Source organism: Streptomyces sp. NPDC127068 (assembly GCF_042724695.1).
In the GTDB taxonomy this organism is placed as follows: domain Bacteria; phylum Actinomycetota; class Actinomycetes; order Streptomycetales; family Streptomycetaceae; genus Streptomyces.
In genome coordinates, this window is the sequence record NZ_JBHXEN010000026.1 from 93,998 (window position 1) to 110,656 (window position 16,659).

Here is a 16,659-nt window from a genome sequence, read left to right on the forward strand (position 1 = left end):
CCCATGACCTCGTGCATGGAGACATCAGATGCCATGCGTACCCACTTGGAGGAGGCGAAGGTGTTCGGACGGGGCACGTGGTTGATCGCGGGTGCCATGACCTTGGCCTGCATGGTGCTCGTCGGCCCCAGCGCACCGAGTGCTGCCCTCTTCGCGAGGTCGCTGCCCGCCGAAGCGGTGCGGGACGTCGTACCGAACCGGGTCATGACGTGGAACCTCTGCAACCCTTGCAAAGAAGGCAACGTCGACCGGGCGGCGGACATCGCCACCTACGCACCCCAGGTCATCGGCCTGCAAGAAGCGTGCGTGCGTGACGTCGAAAGGATCCGGGACTACCTGGAAGGCGTGTACGGGCTGGTCTACCACGTCGAGTACGGAGCGGTCCTCGAACATCGAGGCCGCTGCGGGGGAATGCCGTGGAATCCGGGGGGCTTCGGCCAGGCGATCCTCTCGGCGGCGCCGATGACGGACCGCGTGAAGACGGAGTATCCGGACGGCGGTTCCGAAGACCGTGGCTACCTGGCCGTCACCACCGAGGTGGGCGGCAAACCCGTTCGGGTCTTCAACACCCACCTCGCCCAACGACGCCAAGAATCAGTCCGGGCGCACCAGGTCGAGGTACTCGCCGAGGACGTCGCCCGGCATGAGCGGGCGATCGTGCTCGGCGACTTCAACGCCGTGCCGGACGCCCCCGAACTCGCCGACATGTGGGCACTGGCCGCGGACGTGGACCCCGAGTGCCGCCCCTCGCTCGTCGGTGCGTGCAAGCCGACCACCGACTGGCAGAGCAAGTTCGACTACGTCTTCCTGCGGGGCATCACCCCGCGCGAACACGGCGTGCATCCCACCACGATCTCGGACCACCACCTGGTGCACACGGACCTGGCCCCGAGCTAGCCCCCTCACGCAAGGGGGAGGGTCGGGGCCGCTGGGTGCGGCCGAAGTCGGATGAGGCAGGGTGAACGGCATGGTGACCTCGGCCATCCCGTCAGCAGGCACATCGGTACGCGCAGCCTCCTCGGACCTCCTGGATCCTGCTGCGCTGTCCGTCTCGCTCCCACTGAGGGGCAGCCCGGCACTGCTGTTCTACCGGCCGGACGAGGGCTACGGCATCCGCATCCTGGTGGCCGATGGTGAACGCGTGAACATGCTGCTGGAACCCCGACCCCACGCCCCCCTTCGTCACACCCCCGCAGCCTGGTGCTTCGTCGAGAAAGAACCGTGGCCGCCGCCCCAACGAAGCGGGGCGGCGGCCACGGCCGTTGCCTTTCCGGACGCCTGACCAGGAACCTGTGTGCGTGCGGCCCGGACCGTACAGGCGACTTACGCGGCCTTGGACAGGGCCGACCTGTCCATCCGGGACACGGGCCGGTCGTGCGTCGAGGGCGCGGTCGCCACCCGTTGTCCACCGTGGCGCGGCCACAGGAGGAGTGCGCCGACGGCGCCCGCTCCGGCGAGGGCGGCGAGGACGGACCAGGCGAGGGCGAAGCCGGAGTTCGTACCGAGCCATCCCGCGATGGGGTAGGTGATCAGCCAGGCCAGGTGCGACAGGGAGAACTGGGCCGCGAAGACCTCGGGGATCGCGTTCGGTTGCACGGAAGCGCGCAGGACGTTACCGGTCGGTGTGATGACCAGCGCCATGCCGATGCCGATCACGGTCCAGACGATCGCCGTACCGGTCCATGTGGCCAGGCCGGCCGTGGTGAGGACCACCGCGGCGATCGTGCCGCCGACGAGCACTCCGGCACCGGTCACCATGACGCTGCGGGCGGTGATCCTGCGGAGGACACGGGGGAGCACGAGGGCGGCCAGGAGGGTTCCACTGCCGGAGGCGGCGAGTGTCCATGCGACGTCCGACTGCGAGCCGCCGAGCTCGTCACGGACGTAGTTGACGGTGTTGACGACCACGATCGACCCTGCCGCCGCGACCACGAGGTTGAGCGCCATGACGCCGCGCAGTTGCGGTGTCCGGAAGAAGGTCCTGATCCCGGCCGCCACCTTGTCCCGTACCCGGGTGTGGGCACTGGGGCGGGCTTCGGGGATGCGGGTCGGCAGGATGAGCAGGGCGGAGACGAGGAATCCGACGGAGGTGCCGAGGAACAACCAGTTGAAGCTCATGAACGCCAGGGCGACCGCTGCCAGAACGGGGCTGAGCAGGCTCTCCATGGTGGAGGCGACCTGGGACGCCGACAGGGCGCGGGTGTAGTCGGACTCGTCGGTGACGATGTCGGGGATCACGGCCTGGAACGTCGGGGTGAACGCTGCGGAAGCGGCCTGGAGCAGACCGATCAGGACGTAGATGTGCCAGATCTCGGTGACGAGCGGCAGCGCCAGGACCACCGCGGCGCGCACCACGTCGAGGAGGATGAGGAGGGTTCTTCTGGGGAAGCGGTCGACGTATGCGGCGGCGAGGGGGGCTATGACCACGTACATGACCATCTTGACGGTCAACGCGGTGCCCAGGACCATGCCGGCGCGCGGGCCGGCGAGCTCGTAGGCGAGCAGTCCGAGGGCCACTGTTGCCAGCCCGGTACCGAACAGGGCGATGATCTGGGCACTGAACAGGTGGCGGTAGTCGCGGATGGCGAACAGTCGCATGGCGTGTCCTTCCGTGTCCATGCGGTGGGGCACGGTCTCGGGGCGGAGGCCGTGCCCCACGGTGGGAGGCCGGGGTGTCCCTACACATCGGTGCCGCTCTCCGGTGTGAGGCCCGCGAGCAGGTTGAAGGCGCCGGTGAGGACGTTGAGGGCGACGACGCCGACGACGTCGGCTATCGCGCGGTCGCTGTAGCCGTGCTCACGCAACGCGATGATCTGCTCGTCGGTGATCGACGTCGGGGCGCGGTAGATCTGGAGGGCGAGGGCGATGATCGCCGCGATCGCGGGATCAGCCGAGGTGCCGGCGCGGGCGCGCTCGATCTCCTCCTCGTTCACCCCGCGTGCGCGGGCAGCGCTCACGTGCGCGTCGAGACACAGCCGGCACCCCTGGAGGACCTGGATGGCGATGGAGATCTGTTCGCTGGTCCCGCGGTCGAGTTTGGCTCGTCCCATGGCCCGGCTGAGCTGGAGGTATCCGCCCAGAACGGCGGGTGAGTGCGCCATCGTGGAGACCATGTCACCGAGTGGGCCGTGGCGGGAGGCCAGCTCGGCGAGGAGGTCGCGCGAGGCGCCGACCGCCGTGTCGGGCGTGAGTCGGGCGAGGCGGGGCATGACGGTCCTTCCGACGTGGATGCACCGGCGGCGGGGCGCTCGTACTGCGCCGTGCGTCCCGGCCGTCCGTCGTCCAGTGGTGTGCGTGAGATCAGTGGTGGCCGTGGTGGCCGTGGTGGTTCGTGTGCTCGGGCGTGGCCTGGGCTGCCGCGTCCGGGCGGTGGGTGGTCGTGGTGGTGCGTACCGTGAACTCGGCCGTTCGGACGACGTCGCCGTGCTGGAAGTCCAGGTAGAGGCGGTAGGTGCCGCCTGACGGCGCGGTGGCCATGAAGGTGATCTCGGGCCCGGGCGCGGTGGTGCCGTCACCGGGCTCGCCCTCCGGGTGGACGTGGAGGTAGCCCAGGTCGCCGACCCGCAGTGCCACCAGGTGCCCGTACGCGCTCAGGTAGGGCTGGAGGTCCGTGACGGGCTGGCCGTTCCGGTTGACGGTGAGTGTCAGGTCGCTCGCCCCACCGGGTTCCAGCTCTCCGTCGAGGGTGACGCTGTACTCGCCGATGTGCGCGGTGCGGGTGTCCCCCGGAACCGGCTGGGGGTCGTACTGCCCGGCGACCGAAGCGTCGATCCCCAGGGTCATGGTCCCCTCGTGGCCGGCCGGGTGGATGTCGGCGAAGAACCTCCAGTCTCCGGGCACCAGGGTCACGTCGACGCTCCAGGTGCCCTTCTCGTCCCGCACCGGGTGCACGTGCTGGAACCCGGTCGTGTCGCGCCGGACGACGATGAGGTGCAGTTCCTTCCCGTGTTCGGATGTGAACGCGGTCACTGGTCGTCCGTCGGGGCCGGTGATGCGGAAGGTGACCGTCTGGACCCCGGTGGAGAAGATCGTCGAGTCGAATTCGAGGGTGTATCCGTTCTCGGAGACCGAGAGGCCGCCGGGACGGGCCCCGCCGTGGCCGCTGTGGCTGCTCATGTCGTGGCCGGACTTGTTCGTCATCGTTGTCTCCACCTGTGTGATGCGTGCGGGTGATGCGGTTCCGGTGGGTGTCGGTACCCCGAGCACCCACCAGAACCATATACCCCCCGGGGGTATTCCTCAAGAGATCGTTTGAGGGCGGCGGGTCGAGGTGCGTGCGGTGTGGCTGTCGGCCCGGGTTCGTCGCGGTCCCCGTCCACCGGCACCTCGACCTCGTCGTCACCCGCGGAAGACTGCCGCGGCACCCGACCACAGGCCTCCAACGATGCGGCGTCCGCGACCTGTTGAGATCGGCAGGCGACTTCCACCCGTTGCGTCACTTGCTGACCGCTCAGCCGGCGAAGAGCCGCGAGCCCCAGTGCGCTGGAGGCCCCGACGACCGGGCCTTGGCTAGTCTGCACGGGTGACCACCGACCTGATCCTGTTGCCGCGTGTTGCTTACCGTGGACAGGAGGTCACCGCGCCCCGACTCCGCGCTCTGCTCGCGCTCCTCGCGGGCGATCTGCGTACGGGGTGCAGCACGGAGCGGCTGGTAGCGGGGCTGTGGCCGGACGAGTTGCCGGAGCGGCCGGGCAAGGCGGTGCAGGTCCTCGTGTCCAGGGCGCGGGCGCGACTGGGCCCCGACGTCATCGCGAGTACGCCGGCCGGATACCGGCTCGCCCTCGGCCAGGACCAGGTCGACAGCTCCACCCTGCTCCTCCACGCCGCTACGAGCGCGCACCGGGCCCGGGCCGGCGACCCCGCGGGATCGCTGGCTGCGGCCGAAGCCGGCCTCGCGCTGTGGGCGGGAACTCCCGACGGTGCCGGTGGTGCCGAGGACGACCCCTTGGCCGCCTTGCGTGCCGAGCGTGTACCGGTCCGTAGCGCGCTCGTACGCGCACAGGGCCTCGCCCTCGCCCGACTGGGGCGGCACGCGGAGGCGGCTGAGCCGCTGGCTGTGGCCGCCGCAGAGCATCCGCGGGACGAGGAGGTCCTCGTTGAACTGCTGGGTAGCGAAGCGGCGACGGCGGGACCGTCCGCCGCGTTGGTGCGCTACGAGGCGTATCGTCGCGAGCTGCGCGACGTACTCGGCACGCATCCGGGCGCCGGCCTCATGGCCGTGCAGCAGGAACTGTTGCGCGGCGATACCCCCCTGATCAGGCGCGGGGTGCCGTACGAGCCGAACCCGCTGCTGGGCCGGGACGAGGACATCGCAGCGGTGGCGCGGCTGCTGCGCGACTTCCGCGCGGTCACCGTGGTCGGTACCGGTGGCCTCGGCAAGACCCGGCTGGCGCACGCCGTGAGCCGCCGGGCGGAGCAGCGCCTGGTGCACTTCGTGTCCCTCGCGGGTCTCACCGCGGATGAGGAGGTGGCCGCGGAGGTGGCGTCCGTGCTCGGCGTGGGGGAGGGGCGGCCCGGTGCCCTGAGCGGTTTCGCCTCGGCCGATCCGGTGTCCGGCATCCTCGGTGTGCTCGGCGCCGGGCCCGCGCTGCTGGTCCTGGACAACTGCGAGCAGGTCATCGAGAGCACCGCTGACCTCGTACGGGCCCTCGTCGCGTCCTCGAAGGACCTGCGGGTGCTCGCCACCAGCCGGGCTCCCCTCGGCCTGACTTCGGAGGCCGTGTACGCGCTGCCGGAGCTCGGTCTCGACACGTCCATCGAGTTGTTCACCCAGCGCGCTCGTGCTGCCCGACCCGGTGTGCAACTGCCGCCCGACACGGTGGCCGAGTTGTGTCGCCACCTCGACGGGCTGCCGCTCGCCGTGGAGTTGGCCGCGGCACGGGTGCGTGTTCTTTCGGTCGTGGAGATCGCGCTGCGTCTCGGTGACCGGTTCGCGCTTCTCCGTGGTGGGGCGCGGGACGCACCGGAGCGCCACCGTACCCTGCACGCGGTCGTGGAGTGGAGTTGGAACCTGCTCGCGCAGGACACCCGGGCGGCGCTCAGCACCCTGTCCGTGTTCCCGGGCGGGTTCCTGGCCGAGGCGGCGGAACAGGTCCTCGGTGAGGACGCGTTGATCCGTCTGGAGGAGCTGGTCGGTCAGTCGCTACTCACTGTTGCTGACACTCCTGCCGGTGTGCGGTTCGGGATGTTGGAAACCGTACGGGAGTTCAGCGCGGCCCGGCGTGCGGAGCGGGGCGAGGAGGACGAGGCCGTCCGCCGGTTCGTCGTCTGGGCGAGGGATTTCGGGGTCGGGTACCACGACTGGGTGTTCGGTTCGCAACCGCGGAGCGCGTGGGAGCGGATCAGGGCCGAGCAGGACAACCTGGCGTCGGCCCTGCGGCACGCCTTGGCCCTGGCCGATGGCCCCGCGGTCGCCGCTCTCACCGCGGTCCTGGCCGCCCTGTGGTCCACTGACTCGAACTACCCTCGCCTGGCTGCCCTCACCACGGATGTCAGCCCGTTCCTTTCGCACTTCCGTCCGGAGCCTGAGTACGTTGAAGTGGCCCGCGCCGCGGCGGTGTTGTGCGTCGCGAGCCAATACATGGACTACGGCCCGCACGCTGATGTGGCCCGCCAACTCGTCGCCCTGCGTCGGCTGCCGAAGCCTCCGCCGGACACTCTGCTGCGCGCGATTGCGGTAGTGCTGTGCGCGGTTCCGGAGATGACGCCTCCCCACTACGAGGTGCTGCACGAGTTGTGCGGGAGTACGCGGCCGATGGTCGCGGGAGTGGCCGAGTGCGTCGCCACCTACGTGTGGGAACACGAACACGATGTCGACCGTGCACTCGCCTCGGCCCATCGCATGGCCGGCGCACTGGCGTCGGTCGACAACCCGTTGTTGCAACTCATGGGCCACTCCCGGATCAGTGAACTGTGCCTGAAGACGGGGCGGGGCGAGCCCGCGTACCGGCACCTCAAGAAGGCGATCGAGCTGCTGCCGCGGCTCGGTGACGAACACGACTACATCGGCATCCGCTCCGCCCTCGTCCTCGCTTGTCTGCAACGCGGCGACGCGGACGAAGCCGAGCACTGGCTGCGTCAGGCCGACGGCGACGACTCCCCACCACAGGAGGCCTTCTACAGTCCGAACCTGGGCGGACGGGCCGAGATCGCGCTCGCCCGCGGGCAGACGGAGATCGGGCTCGGGTTGTGGCGCAGCGCGGTGCAGCGGATGTCGGAGACCGCCGCCGCGATGCGCGGCGGCGACCCCTGGCTCGACCCGTGGGCGCTACAGATCCAGGCGGCGGCAGTGACGGCGCACGCCCACGCCGACCGCCTCGAAACCGTCGCCGGGCTCGTCGTCCAACTGCAACAGCACCTGCGGACCCTGCTCTTCGACGTGCCCCGAGCACCCGTGCCGCTCCCGGTGCTCGGGACGGTGCTGCACGCGCTAGGCATGGCGGGGCTCGTATCCGGTGACCCCCGCGCCGTACGGATGATCGCACTGGCCGAACGGTTGCGGGTGTTGCGCGAGTTCCAGCCGACGATGTCGCAGGACCGCGCCAGACGGGCGGCCGAGAACACCGACGAGACGGCCTACGTCGACGCGGTGTCCCGATACGCCGCTCTGGGGCGGGACGACCTGCGGGAAGCGGCCCGCACGCTCATTTCGGTTCGCGGCTGAACAGCGACGTCGACCAGGAGCATCCGAGGGCGGTCAGGGCCAGACACCACACGATGGTGATCCACCCGTTGTTGCCGATCTCGGTGCCGAGGAGCAGGCCGCGCAGCGTTTCGATGGCCGGGGTGAACGGTTGGTACTGGGCGATCGGCTGGAACCAGCCCGGCATCGCGTCGATGGGTACGAAGGCGCTGGAGATGAGGGGGAGGATGATCAGCGGGAGCGCGTTGTTGCTGGCGGCCTCCGCGTTCGGGCTGGCCAGGCCCAAACCGACGGCGATCCAGGTGAACGCCACGGAGACCAGGGCGAGGAGGCCGAACGCCGCGAGCCACTCCAAGGCCGTGGCATCCGTGGACCGGAAGCCGATGGCGACGGCGACGGCGCCGACGAGGGCGACGCTGATGAGTGCCTGTAGCACGCTTCCGATGACGTGTCCGATGAGCACCGACCCGCGGTGGATCGCCATCGTGCGGAAGCGGGCCATGATGCCCTCGGTCATGTCCATGGACACGGAGATCGCGGTCCCGGCCGGGGTGGCGCCGATGGTCATCAACAGGATGCCCGGGACGAGATAGGCGATGTACTCGGAACGCTCGGCGCCGCCGCCGGTGATGCCCGCGCTCATGACGCCGCCGAAGACGTAGACGAAGAGCAGCAGCAGGACGATCGGGGTGAGCAGGATGTTGAGGGTGAGGGACGGGTAGCGCCGGGCGTGTAGCAGGTTGCGGCGCAGCATGGTGGTGGAATCGCGTACGGCGAGGGATACGGGGTTCATCGGGTCTTCTCCATGAGCTGGTTGGGGGCGCCGGCGCTACCGGTCAGGGCGAAGAAGACGTCGTCGAGGTCGGGGGTGTGCACGGTCAGCTCGTCCGCCTCGACCCCTGCCGCGTCCAGCCAGTCGAGGATCGAACGCAGCTCGCGCTGGCTGCCGTTGCTGGAGATGCGCAGCGCGAGGGAGTCGTCGTCGCGGGTGGCCTCGCCCAGGGCGAGAGCAGCGGACTGGTAGGCGGTCGGGTCGGTGAAGCGGAGCCGGACGTGCCCGCCGGGGACGAGCCGCTTCAGCTCTTCCGCGCTCCCTTCAGCCGCGATCTTTCCGTCGCTCAACACCGCGATGCGGTCGGCGAGTTCATCGGCCTCCTCCAGGTACTGCGTGGTGAGGAAGACGGTGACGCCGCCGGACACCAACTCACGGATGATCTTCCACATGTTGTGGCGACTGCGCGGGTCGAGTCCGGTGGTCGGCTCGTCGAGGAAGATGATCCGCGGGGCCCCGACCAGCGTCATGGCGAGGTCGAGGCGGCGCTTCATACCGCCGGAGTAGGTGGCGGCGGGCTTCTTCGCAGCTTCGGCGAGGTCGAATCGTTCCAGCAACTCGGCGGTGCTGCGCCGGCCTTCGACGCGGGGGAGGTGGTGCAGGTCCGCCATGAGGAGCATGTTCTCCTCGCCGGTGATCAGCCCGTCCACTGCGGAGAACTGCCCGGTGACGCCGATCGTGGCCCGCACGGCCTGCGGGTCGGTGGCCAGGTCGTGTCCACCGACCCGTAGATCGCCGGCATCGGCACCGATGAGCGTGGAGAGGATCTTGACGGCGGTGGTCTTGCCGGCGCCGTTCGGGCCGAGCAGGGAGAAGACCGTGCCGGTCGGCACCGCCAGGTCGATGCCGTCGAGGACCGTCTTGTCCCCGTAAGCCTTGCGTAGCCCCTCAGCCGCGATGGCCAGAGAGCGCGATGTGTGCGTCGTCATGCCACAGAGGCTGCGGCAGAGCGCATTCAGCCCGGCTTCACCACGGTTTCATCCCCCTGAAACAGGTTGACGGAAACTACACCACCCCCTCACCACCCCTCTCCGCCTACTGGACGTGGCGGTACCAGCGCCGGTGCACCACGGGTTCGACGCACAGCACGGCGGCGCCTGCGATCACGCCGACCAGCAGCGCGGATCCCCCGCCGCCGTTGAGTACCGTCCCGAGGCGAAGCGATCCACGGCACGCGGATCGAGTACACCGTCCTGCTTCACCTCAGGGGGTTCTCGCGGTCCCCGCGGTGGCGCGGTACCGGCCCGGTGGCATCCCCACCACCCGCCGGAACGCCGCACTGAACGCGAACTCGCTGCCGTATCCGACCGATGCGGCGATCCGGCCGACCGGAAGATCGGGCTGTTCGCACAGCGCCGATTTCGCGAGTGCCATGCGCCACCCGGTGAGGTGGGCGATCGGGCTCTCACCCACCAGCTCCCGGAACAGCGGCGCGAACGCCGCCCGGCTCATACCCGCCACCCGGGCCAGCTCCGCGACACTCCACGGATGCTCGGGCGCCCCGTACAAGGCGTCGAGCGCCCGGCCCACACGATCGTCGCCGAGCGCGGCACGCCAAGTACCGGCCGTGGCCGGCCGCTCCAGCTCCGCCCTGATCCCCTGGAGCAGCAGCACCTCGACCAACCGCGCGGCGAGTAGCGGTGAGGTGGATCGGCCGTCGCGGACCTCCTCACGGAGACCATCGAGAATCCGACGTAGCCCCGGAAGAGGCTCACCGCCCGCGTCCGGCCGGAGATGGACCACCGGCGGCAGAGCCCGCAGCAGAAGGCCGCGGGCCGCACCGGTCAGGGCGAGTTCGGCACACAGCACCACCGTGCGCGCCCCGTCGCCTCCGAAGCGGCGCCGTACCGACAACCCGCCTTCCGGCAGCGGACTGTGCCAGTGCTCCTCTGCCATGACCCGGGCGTCCGCGCGGTACATGAGCGAGTGCGGGACACCGTGCGGCAGGATCACCAGATCCCCCGGCCCGATCCGGACCGTCGGCCCGCCGGCGTCCAGCCACATCTCGCCGCCGAGCGGATGATGCAGGGTCACGGTGTCCCGGGGCCCCATCCGCACCCCCCACGGCGCGCCGAGCTCGATGCGTCCGAACCGGCCGGTGCCGACCCGTATCCGGTCGAGCAGCGTACCGAGGGCATCCGACCCTGAACGATCGCGTATCACACCTGGACTCCGGCGCATGTCCGCCCCTCCTGCCGCTTCCTACGATCAAACGAGCCCCCGAGAACCCGGGGCAGCCCGAGGTCGGGGGACCTCAGAGACCAAGCGGACCCGGACCATGCCGGGCCCGACGACCCCAACGAACAGGGAGACCACGTGGACATCTTCATCACCGGCGCGAGCGGCTACATCGGCTCCGCGCTGACCCGTACCCTCGTCGCCCGCGGACACCGGGTGCGTGGACTGGCGAGAAGCGACGCGGCCGAGGCCAGGGTACGGGCCAACGGCGGCGAACCGGTCCGGGGCAGCCTCACCGACCTCGCCGTACTGGCGGAACGGGCAGCCGGCGGTGACGCGGTGGTCCACACCGCCGCCACCGACACGGCGGACCGGCCCGCCGTCGACGCGGCGGCGGTGACCGCCATGCTCGATGCGATGGAGGACGGCGTCTTCATCACCACGACCGGTGCACCGCGCGCCCGCTCGTCGCGGACACCGGTCACCGAGGACGACACGGCGGAGCCGACCGGACCGCTCGCCTGGCTGGCCCCGGCCGAGGCCCGGGTGCTGGAGGCCCCGAGGGTCCGCGGCGTCGTCGTCCGCCCCCCGATGGTGTACGGCGACGGCGGCGGACCGGTCGCCCGGCTGATCCGCCAGGCCACCGCCGACGGTGTGGCGCGCTACACGGCCCCGGGCGACAACCGCTGGTCCACCGTGCAGGTGAACGACCTCGCGACCGGGTACGCCGTGCTGCTCGAAGCCCCCGCCCACGGGGTGTTCCACATCGCCGAGCCGGACCCGGTCGACATGGCGTCGCTGGCGGCTGCGATCGGTGACGCCGCCCGGGTACCCGTGGCGTCGTGGAGCCTGTCCGAGGCGCTGGAGGCCCACGGCCCGCTGGCCGGATTCCTGGCGATGGACGCGGCGCTCGACGCGAGCCGACTGCGATCCCTCGGCTGGTCACCGGTCTTCGGGGAAACACTGGGCGGCATCTGCGGCGCGCTGCGCAATCCCGCCCAGGGATACCGCGCTTCCTAGGAGCCGGATGGCCGCCGCCGCGCACCCCGCGCCGCGCACCGACTGCGCCGTCGGCATCCGCGCCGTATCGGCGTGGTGATAGGCCGCCCCGGGCAGGAGGCATCATGATCTCCGACGCAAAGGGCCACCAACGCGGCCCCCAGGCCAGGGCCCATCCGCGCCTTGCAGCCGGCCGCAACGGCCTGGCTCCGATCGGCCCCGGCGCGGGGGAGGCCGGTGCCGAGACGTTGCCGGACCCTGGTGCGCGCGGGTGGCGGCCGGGCAGGCTAGTTTGCTGGGATGACTCTCCTCGATGATGTGGCCGAGCGCGACAGCTGGCGGTGCTGGGTGTGTGACGAGCCGGTCGACCCCGACAAGTCGGTGAACGACCCGCGGGGGCCCAGCGTCGACAGCCGGACCACCGACCGGAAGGCCAAGGTCGCGGAGCGGCTCGCGCACCGCGGCTGCAACACCCGCAAGGGTGCGGTCAAGGTGGTCATCGCCTGGCCGGAAAGCCTGTACGTGGTCGAACCGGCGCCGCTGATCGCCGTTGCCGACAGGCTGGAGCGCAAGGGGGGCCGCGAGATGGTGGGCCGTTGTCCGACCAGGAAGGACGCCCAAGAGGCGGCGGATTGGCTGGTGGACCGGTTCTCCCGACTGGTACCGGGGTTGCCTGTGACCGCCGGAATCGAGGCGGGCGGCGGGCAGTTCCTCGTCTTCCTGGCCACCGGCCGCCGCTGACCGGGATCACCCGCACACCTGCGTCGAGAGGGTGGTGGGCAAGCCCCTTCCAGGCCGCTCGGCGCACTCGCCCAACACGTCCGAGCGTTCGACAGCAGACGGGTCTCCCGGACCCTTTCTCGCACGGTTGCGGTGAAGTGCCGAGTGCCGCGGGCGAATGGGTCCGGAGCCCGATGTCAGCCGTTGCCGACAAGTTCGCCGGATCTGGTGACTTACCGGTCCGCAGCGCCCGTGGTGGGGGGACTCTCCGGCAGGGTCTGTCCTATGGAACACCTCTTTGGTCTTCGGAGTCCTGCCGTGCCGGCCGGTCTCCACGGGCGCGGTCCTGATGGGTTCCCACTGGCGCGTCTCCCGAGGTCGTCGGGCGTTCGGTCGCTGGATCGGGTGGCGTGCGACCTGGGTGTCCTGGAACCGTTGGCGGAACGGGTCCACGCTTGGGACCGGGACGAGGGCCGAGGAGCGTTGGGCTTCAACGCCGGGCCGACGGGGCTGGGCACTTCGGCCGCCCGGGTGTTCAGGTCGTCGGAAGCTGCCGGGTCCCGTACGCCGCCACGGCTGGATGTGCTGTGGACCCGCAGGCGCGCGGCCGGCTCTCCCCTGGCGGAGCATGTCGCTGCGGTACGTCGTCGGCTGGCTGACAACCCGGGATCACACCGCCTGGGCGGCTGGATGTACGACCCGGAGGAGACGCTGGCGGCGATGAGGCGCGACCCGACCGCCTGGGGAACGCGGTTCACGCCCTGGATGACGGAATGCGTCGAGATGGTCGAACACGGGCGAGCCCTGCTCGGCGAGATCCGTGAAGTCCGCGGCAGGGGCTTCGCCTTCGCCGCGTCGGGCCAGGTCGGGCTGGCCCCGCTGACCGTCGGTGCCGATCCGGTAGGGGCGCTGCTCACCCGGGCCCGGCTGGGGGAGAACGCGGGCCGGTCCACCAAGTCGAATCTGTCGGCGTGCAGTTCCGTGGACTGGGCAGCGGTCATGGATGAGTTCGGGCTCCAAGGCGTGGGGGCGTACCCGAACTTCGCGGCGGGTGCCTGGGGTGGCGGCCTGATGCCGGCTGTCTACGACAACTGGCGTCAGGACTATGTAGTCATCCTGATCTACGGCTTCTACCTCGAATACAACATCGACACCGCGTACGGGGAAGCGAGCGGCAACACTCTGAAACACGAGATCCTTTCGCTGTGGGACATGCCGGACCTTCCCGCGGAGCTGGTGGTGCGACGGGCGCACGTGGAAGCCGACCTCGCCTTCTTCGACGTCAAGCGGCGCGACGAGGCCGACGCCCATCAGGTGGTCACCAGCGGCCTGGCCGCGTGGGTCTACCGCGACCGGGACGCCTGGCGCGACATGAAGGCAGCTGTCAGCGGCTACTTCACCTACCATCTGTCGTTCCTGCCCAACCACGCCGGCCGCGACGACATGATGCTGACCGGCCTGGTCGCCGACTGGTCCGACATCGGCCCCGATCTCCGCTTCCAGGAGTGCGGCCAGTCGGTTCTCGCCCTGACCCGTGGTTCGGTCGTCATGGCGGACCTGTTGGACTGCTACGAGCGAACCGTGTGGATGTTCAACACGCACTGGACGGAGACCGGCGGCATCCGCCCCGAGCGCTACGCGGCATGTACAGCCGTCATGGCCGTCGGCCCGTGGTTGCTCGGCAACCACCGACACGACGCGTGGCGCTACTACGCCCTCGCGGCAGACCTGTCGCACGTCGCACAGCAGCGGGACCTGTACGCTTCCGGCCAGCTCGCGGACTGCTACACCGCGGACCTGACCCCGACCACGCCGGCCAACAAGGCGCGGGTCGGCGTTCCGAGGCGGGATCTGCCGTTCGACGTCAGGATCGACGGCGTTCGGCACACCGGCGCCGTCAGGCTGCACACCGTGGTCTGCGACGCCGTCGCACACGGCATCCTGCCCATGGGCGTCGTGGAGTACGAGTTCGTCGTCCCGTGGCTCCTGCGGGAGGGGAGGGTCTCACCCACAGCCTTCCTGGCGCACATGGACCGTGCCTACTGCCACCACTTCAGCCAGCTCATGCGGGCCGGGCACGAGAGCGACTTCAAACGCCCCTTCAGCGAACCGATGTCGGCGCTGATCATGGAGCAGTGGTGGCACGGCATGTACTTCGCCATCGGCGCAGGCAGCCTGGTCGAGGCCCAACCCGACCAGATCGCCGGCGACCGGGCGCACAGCGGGCCTTCCAAGGCGTGACCACGGGCAAGAGGGAAAGACAGCGGCACTGCCCGATGCCCGATCTCGGCCGCGTGCAGATCACTCACGGCCAGACCGGCAAGGGCCGGGCCACGCTCATGGAAGCGCTGCACCTCGCCCAATCCCTGATGCAACCGCCACGGAGTGGAACCCTCGAACCGACCCCGCGGCTCATCGCCGGCATCGAAGAGGTGCTCAGCGAGCACAACGCACGGGCTTCGTGCTGACCGGACGTCATTCCCTCAGGCGCTCACCCCCGCGGAGCACCGCATCACCGACCTCGCGGTCCCCGGCCTCTCTCCACCGTGCGTAACTGCTCCCAGTCGACCTCCGGGCGGGCGGGGATGACCGTGTGGACGGACGCCGTGGTGGAGAGCGCGACGTCGACGGCGTCGGCTCGGCTGGCGCCGAAGTGGACCTTGATCGACTGCGGGAAGCGAACCCAGCCGAGGCGGACCACATGATCGAGGTCAGCGCAGGGCAACCGGAACGAGGCTGGTGTGCAGGGCCTAGCGGAAGGTGGTTGCGGGCACCTTCAGGTGCTTGGCTGCTGCGCCCGCCGATTCTCATCGACCGGCACCTGAACCCGTCGGAGATCGAACTCCAGGTCCTGGATGGCCGGACGCGCGTCGGTCTTCCGCACGGCCGCCTAAGCGAACACCTGCACGTCACCCCCCGCCAGCGCGCCTGGGCGGGAAGTCCATGACGACGTACCGCGCCTCAGTAGAGAGTCCTGAACGCCGACGGCAGTGACCAGAACGGTCAGCAGCAGGCCGGTTCCGTGCGCGCGGTGCCGTGCCCGCCGCGGAGGCGGATCGCCTGCACCAACGCCCAGAACAACAGCCCAGTCACCGCCGGGGCGCCGAAGAAGACCGCGAGCCCGGCTCCGATGTTCGCGTCGACCGTCCCGGCGGTCAGTACACGGTGACTCCACGCGACGACCAGTCCGGCCGCCGCCAGCGGCAGCAGGACGTACCAGCGGCGCGGGTCCCAAGCCCCGCTCAGGGTGGCGCGCAGCAGGTGCAGGGCGCAGGCACCGGTGACCACCAGCGCCACCAGGCCGAGCCCGGTTGCCCAGCCCTCCAGAGCCCTGATCGGCTCCATGACGTGTGTGAGTTCGGACTGCACAGACCCTGGCTCGTTCTGCTGCCCCATCAGACCCCACAGGACGAGCGGCGCCCCAGTGACCAGAGCTGCGCCCGCCAGTGAGTTCTTCGCGTTGGTTCCCATACGTCCATACGACCACCGGGCCTTCGGCATGTCATGAGTACGTGTACTCAAGGCCCGCTGAGGACGCGTCCAGGTCTGGCCGGCCGAGGCGTAGCCGGCCAGGTGCCACTGAGCTCGTCGTCCCCTGACGGGTCGACCGGTTGCTGTAGTGGTGGCGGACCGGTGGGCGTCGGGCCCGAGGGTTTGCGCCTGACCGTCGGGGGAGTGGGACGGTGGTTAGGGTGATGGCATGGGTGAGTTACGGATAGCCATGCAAGTCCACATCGAACGTTCGCTGTTCGGGCTGACTTCGGAGGGGAGCCCTGTCCCGTGGACGGACCTTCCGATGGGGCCGACGGGGGCAGCGCACGTGGTGGATGGCACGGCGTTGTTCATTAGCTGTGCTCAGGAGCATGTTGCCACGTTGACGCTGCAGGTCAGTCGTATGAAGACGGTGAGCCTCGGCGACGGGTATGTCCTGGTCGGGAGCTGGGCGTTCCAGAGCCATCTGGGGCAATTGGTCCTGGACACCGTCAATGCGGGTGGGTGCATGGATTTCAGGCTGGAGCCCGGCCAGTTGTACACGATGCACGTGTGGCGCAGGGGTGGGGAGTCCGCTGAGGAGCGGTTCTACGGCGAGTTGCGGGGCGTCACACCGAAGACGGGTCTTGAGGACTACCTGGTCGAGTTCGTGCCCGCAGGCGTGGGCGCTGATGCTGCAGGTGTGCGGGTGTCCGCGCCGTCTTAGAACTCCTATCGGAATGACTTCAGGCGTCGCCAGCAGATGAGTGCGCATCCGAGGGTGAGGAAGGCTTCGTGGATGTCGTCGCGTATCTCC

Annotated in this window: 16 protein-coding genes; 8 read left to right on the plus strand and 8 right to left on the minus strand. The window is 69.9% G+C overall.

The features are described 5' to 3' along the window. Positions 1–15: 15 nt before the first annotated feature. The gene (locus tag ACFWIA_RS18360; RefSeq protein WP_387006001.1) at positions 16–897 is read left to right on the plus strand and encodes an endonuclease/exonuclease/phosphatase family protein; all 882 of its coding nucleotides are present in this window, start codon (positions 16–18) and stop codon (positions 895–897) included. A 61-nt stretch (positions 898–958) separates the two neighbouring features. Next, positions 959–1,282, plus strand: coding sequence for a hypothetical protein (locus ACFWIA_RS18365; protein ID WP_387006004.1), 324 nt, complete (start codon positions 959–961; stop codon positions 1,280–1,282). A 41-nt stretch (positions 1,283–1,323) separates the two neighbouring features. On the opposite strand, the gene ACFWIA_RS18370 is transcribed toward ACFWIA_RS18365, so the two are convergent. The 3 genes from ACFWIA_RS18370 to ACFWIA_RS18380 all read right to left on the minus strand — a co-directional run bounded on the left by ACFWIA_RS18370 (position 1,324) and on the right by ACFWIA_RS18380 (position 4,140). Next, a complete protein-coding gene (locus ACFWIA_RS18370; RefSeq protein WP_387006007.1) occupies positions 1,324–2,598 on the minus strand; it encodes an MFS transporter in 1,275 nt (424 codons plus the stop codon). An 80-nt stretch (positions 2,599–2,678) separates the two neighbouring features. Then, positions 2,679–3,209 (minus strand): carboxymuconolactone decarboxylase family protein, encoded by a 531-nt coding sequence (locus tag ACFWIA_RS18375; protein ID WP_387006010.1) that lies wholly within the window; start codon positions 3,207–3,209, stop codon positions 2,679–2,681. Positions 3,210–3,300: 91 nt separating this feature from the next. Next, positions 3,301–4,140: a hypothetical protein gene (locus ACFWIA_RS18380; protein ID WP_387006013.1), complete on the minus strand. Its 840-nt coding sequence runs from the start codon at positions 4,138–4,140 to the stop codon at positions 3,301–3,303. Between the two features lie 382 nt (positions 4,141–4,522). On the opposite strand from ACFWIA_RS18380, the gene ACFWIA_RS18385 reads away from it, so the two are divergent. Then, entirely contained in the window at positions 4,523–7,663 is a 3,141-nt protein-coding gene (locus tag ACFWIA_RS18385; RefSeq protein ID WP_387006015.1) for an ATP-binding protein, read from the plus strand. Here ACFWIA_RS18385 and ACFWIA_RS18390 read toward each other — a convergent pair. From ACFWIA_RS18390 to ACFWIA_RS18400, 3 genes are all read right to left on the minus strand, one after another. Beyond that, positions 7,644–8,435: an ABC transporter permease gene (locus ACFWIA_RS18390; protein WP_387006018.1), complete on the minus strand. Its 792-nt coding sequence runs from the start codon at positions 8,433–8,435 to the stop codon at positions 7,644–7,646. The genes ACFWIA_RS18385 and ACFWIA_RS18390 overlap by 20 nt on opposite strands. After that, positions 8,432–9,403, minus strand: coding sequence for an ATP-binding cassette domain-containing protein (locus ACFWIA_RS18395; protein ID WP_387006021.1), 972 nt, complete (start codon positions 9,401–9,403; stop codon positions 8,432–8,434). The genes ACFWIA_RS18390 and ACFWIA_RS18395 overlap by 4 nt, the downstream gene beginning before the upstream one ends. A gap of 274 nt (positions 9,404–9,677) precedes the next feature. Further along, complete coding sequence (locus tag ACFWIA_RS18400) at positions 9,678–10,637, minus strand: AraC family transcriptional regulator (RefSeq protein ID WP_387006024.1); 960 nt, start codon at positions 10,635–10,637, stop codon at positions 9,678–9,680. 153 nt (positions 10,638–10,790) lie between these two features. Here ACFWIA_RS18400 and ACFWIA_RS18405 point away from each other — a divergent pair, with 153 nt between their 5' ends. The 4 genes from ACFWIA_RS18405 to ACFWIA_RS18420 all read left to right on the plus strand — a co-directional run bounded on the left by ACFWIA_RS18405 (position 10,791) and on the right by ACFWIA_RS18420 (position 14,839). Further along, positions 10,791–11,672 carry an NAD-dependent epimerase/dehydratase family protein gene (locus ACFWIA_RS18405; RefSeq protein WP_387006027.1) on the plus strand — a complete coding sequence of 294 codons (882 nt, stop codon included), beginning with the start codon at positions 10,791–10,793 and terminating at the stop codon, positions 11,670–11,672. Positions 11,673–11,951: 279 nt separating this feature from the next. Beyond that, on the plus strand, positions 11,952–12,392 hold the full coding sequence (locus tag ACFWIA_RS18410) for a hypothetical protein (protein WP_387006030.1): 441 nt from the start codon (positions 11,952–11,954) through the stop codon (positions 12,390–12,392). 699 nt (positions 12,393–13,091) lie between these two features. After that, positions 13,092–14,612, plus strand: coding sequence for a hypothetical protein (locus tag ACFWIA_RS18415; RefSeq protein ID WP_387006031.1), 1,521 nt, complete (start codon positions 13,092–13,094; stop codon positions 14,610–14,612). Next, positions 14,609–14,839, plus strand: a complete 231-nt coding sequence (locus tag ACFWIA_RS18420; protein WP_387006034.1) for a hypothetical protein — start codon at positions 14,609–14,611, stop codon at positions 14,837–14,839. The genes ACFWIA_RS18415 and ACFWIA_RS18420 overlap by 4 nt, the downstream gene beginning before the upstream one ends. Before the next feature lie 44 nt (positions 14,840–14,883). Here ACFWIA_RS18420 and ACFWIA_RS18425 read toward each other — a convergent pair whose 3' ends face one another. Beyond that, complete coding sequence (locus ACFWIA_RS18425; RefSeq protein ID WP_387006036.1) at positions 14,884–15,096, minus strand: hypothetical protein; 213 nt, start codon at positions 15,094–15,096, stop codon at positions 14,884–14,886. A gap of 278 nt (positions 15,097–15,374) precedes the next feature. Continuing rightward, positions 15,375–15,842 carry a hypothetical protein gene (locus tag ACFWIA_RS18430; protein WP_387006039.1) on the minus strand — a complete coding sequence of 156 codons (468 nt, stop codon included), beginning with the start codon at positions 15,840–15,842 and terminating at the stop codon, positions 15,375–15,377. Between the two features lie 229 nt (positions 15,843–16,071). Here ACFWIA_RS18430 and ACFWIA_RS18435 point away from each other — a divergent pair, with 229 nt between their 5' ends. Continuing rightward, positions 16,072–16,569, plus strand: coding sequence for a hypothetical protein (locus ACFWIA_RS18435; protein ID WP_387006042.1), 498 nt, complete (start codon positions 16,072–16,074; stop codon positions 16,567–16,569). Positions 16,570–16,659: the final 90 nt, after the last annotated feature.

Excerpts from the sequence above, each read along its gene's own strand:
- ACFWIA_RS18395 (WP_387006021.1), bottom strand. The coding sequence starts at position 9,403 with ATGACGACGCACACATCGCGCTCTCTGGCCATCGCGGCTGAGGGGCTA.
- ACFWIA_RS18360 (WP_387006001.1), top strand. The coding sequence starts at position 16 with ATGGAGACATCAGATGCCATGCGTACCCACTTGGAGGAGGCGAAGGTG.
- ACFWIA_RS18415 (WP_387006031.1), top strand. The coding sequence starts at position 13,092 with ATGAGGCGCGACCCGACCGCCTGGGGAACGCGGTTCACGCCCTGGATG.
- ACFWIA_RS18380 (WP_387006013.1), bottom strand. The coding sequence starts at position 4,140 with ATGACGAACAAGTCCGGCCACGACATGAGCAGCCACAGCGGCCACGGC.
- ACFWIA_RS18375 (WP_387006010.1), bottom strand. The coding sequence starts at position 3,209 with ATGCCCCGCCTCGCCCGACTCACGCCCGACACGGCGGTCGGCGCCTCG.
- ACFWIA_RS18390 (WP_387006018.1), bottom strand. The coding sequence starts at position 8,435 with ATGAACCCCGTATCCCTCGCCGTACGCGATTCCACCACCATGCTGCGC.
- ACFWIA_RS18435 (WP_387006042.1), top strand. The coding sequence starts at position 16,072 with ATGGGTGAGTTACGGATAGCCATGCAAGTCCACATCGAACGTTCGCTG.
- ACFWIA_RS18410 (WP_387006030.1), top strand. The coding sequence starts at position 11,952 with ATGACTCTCCTCGATGATGTGGCCGAGCGCGACAGCTGGCGGTGCTGG.
- ACFWIA_RS18370 (WP_387006007.1), bottom strand. The coding sequence starts at position 2,598 with ATGCGACTGTTCGCCATCCGCGACTACCGCCACCTGTTCAGTGCCCAG.
- ACFWIA_RS18430 (WP_387006039.1), bottom strand. The coding sequence starts at position 15,842 with ATGGGAACCAACGCGAAGAACTCACTGGCGGGCGCAGCTCTGGTCACT.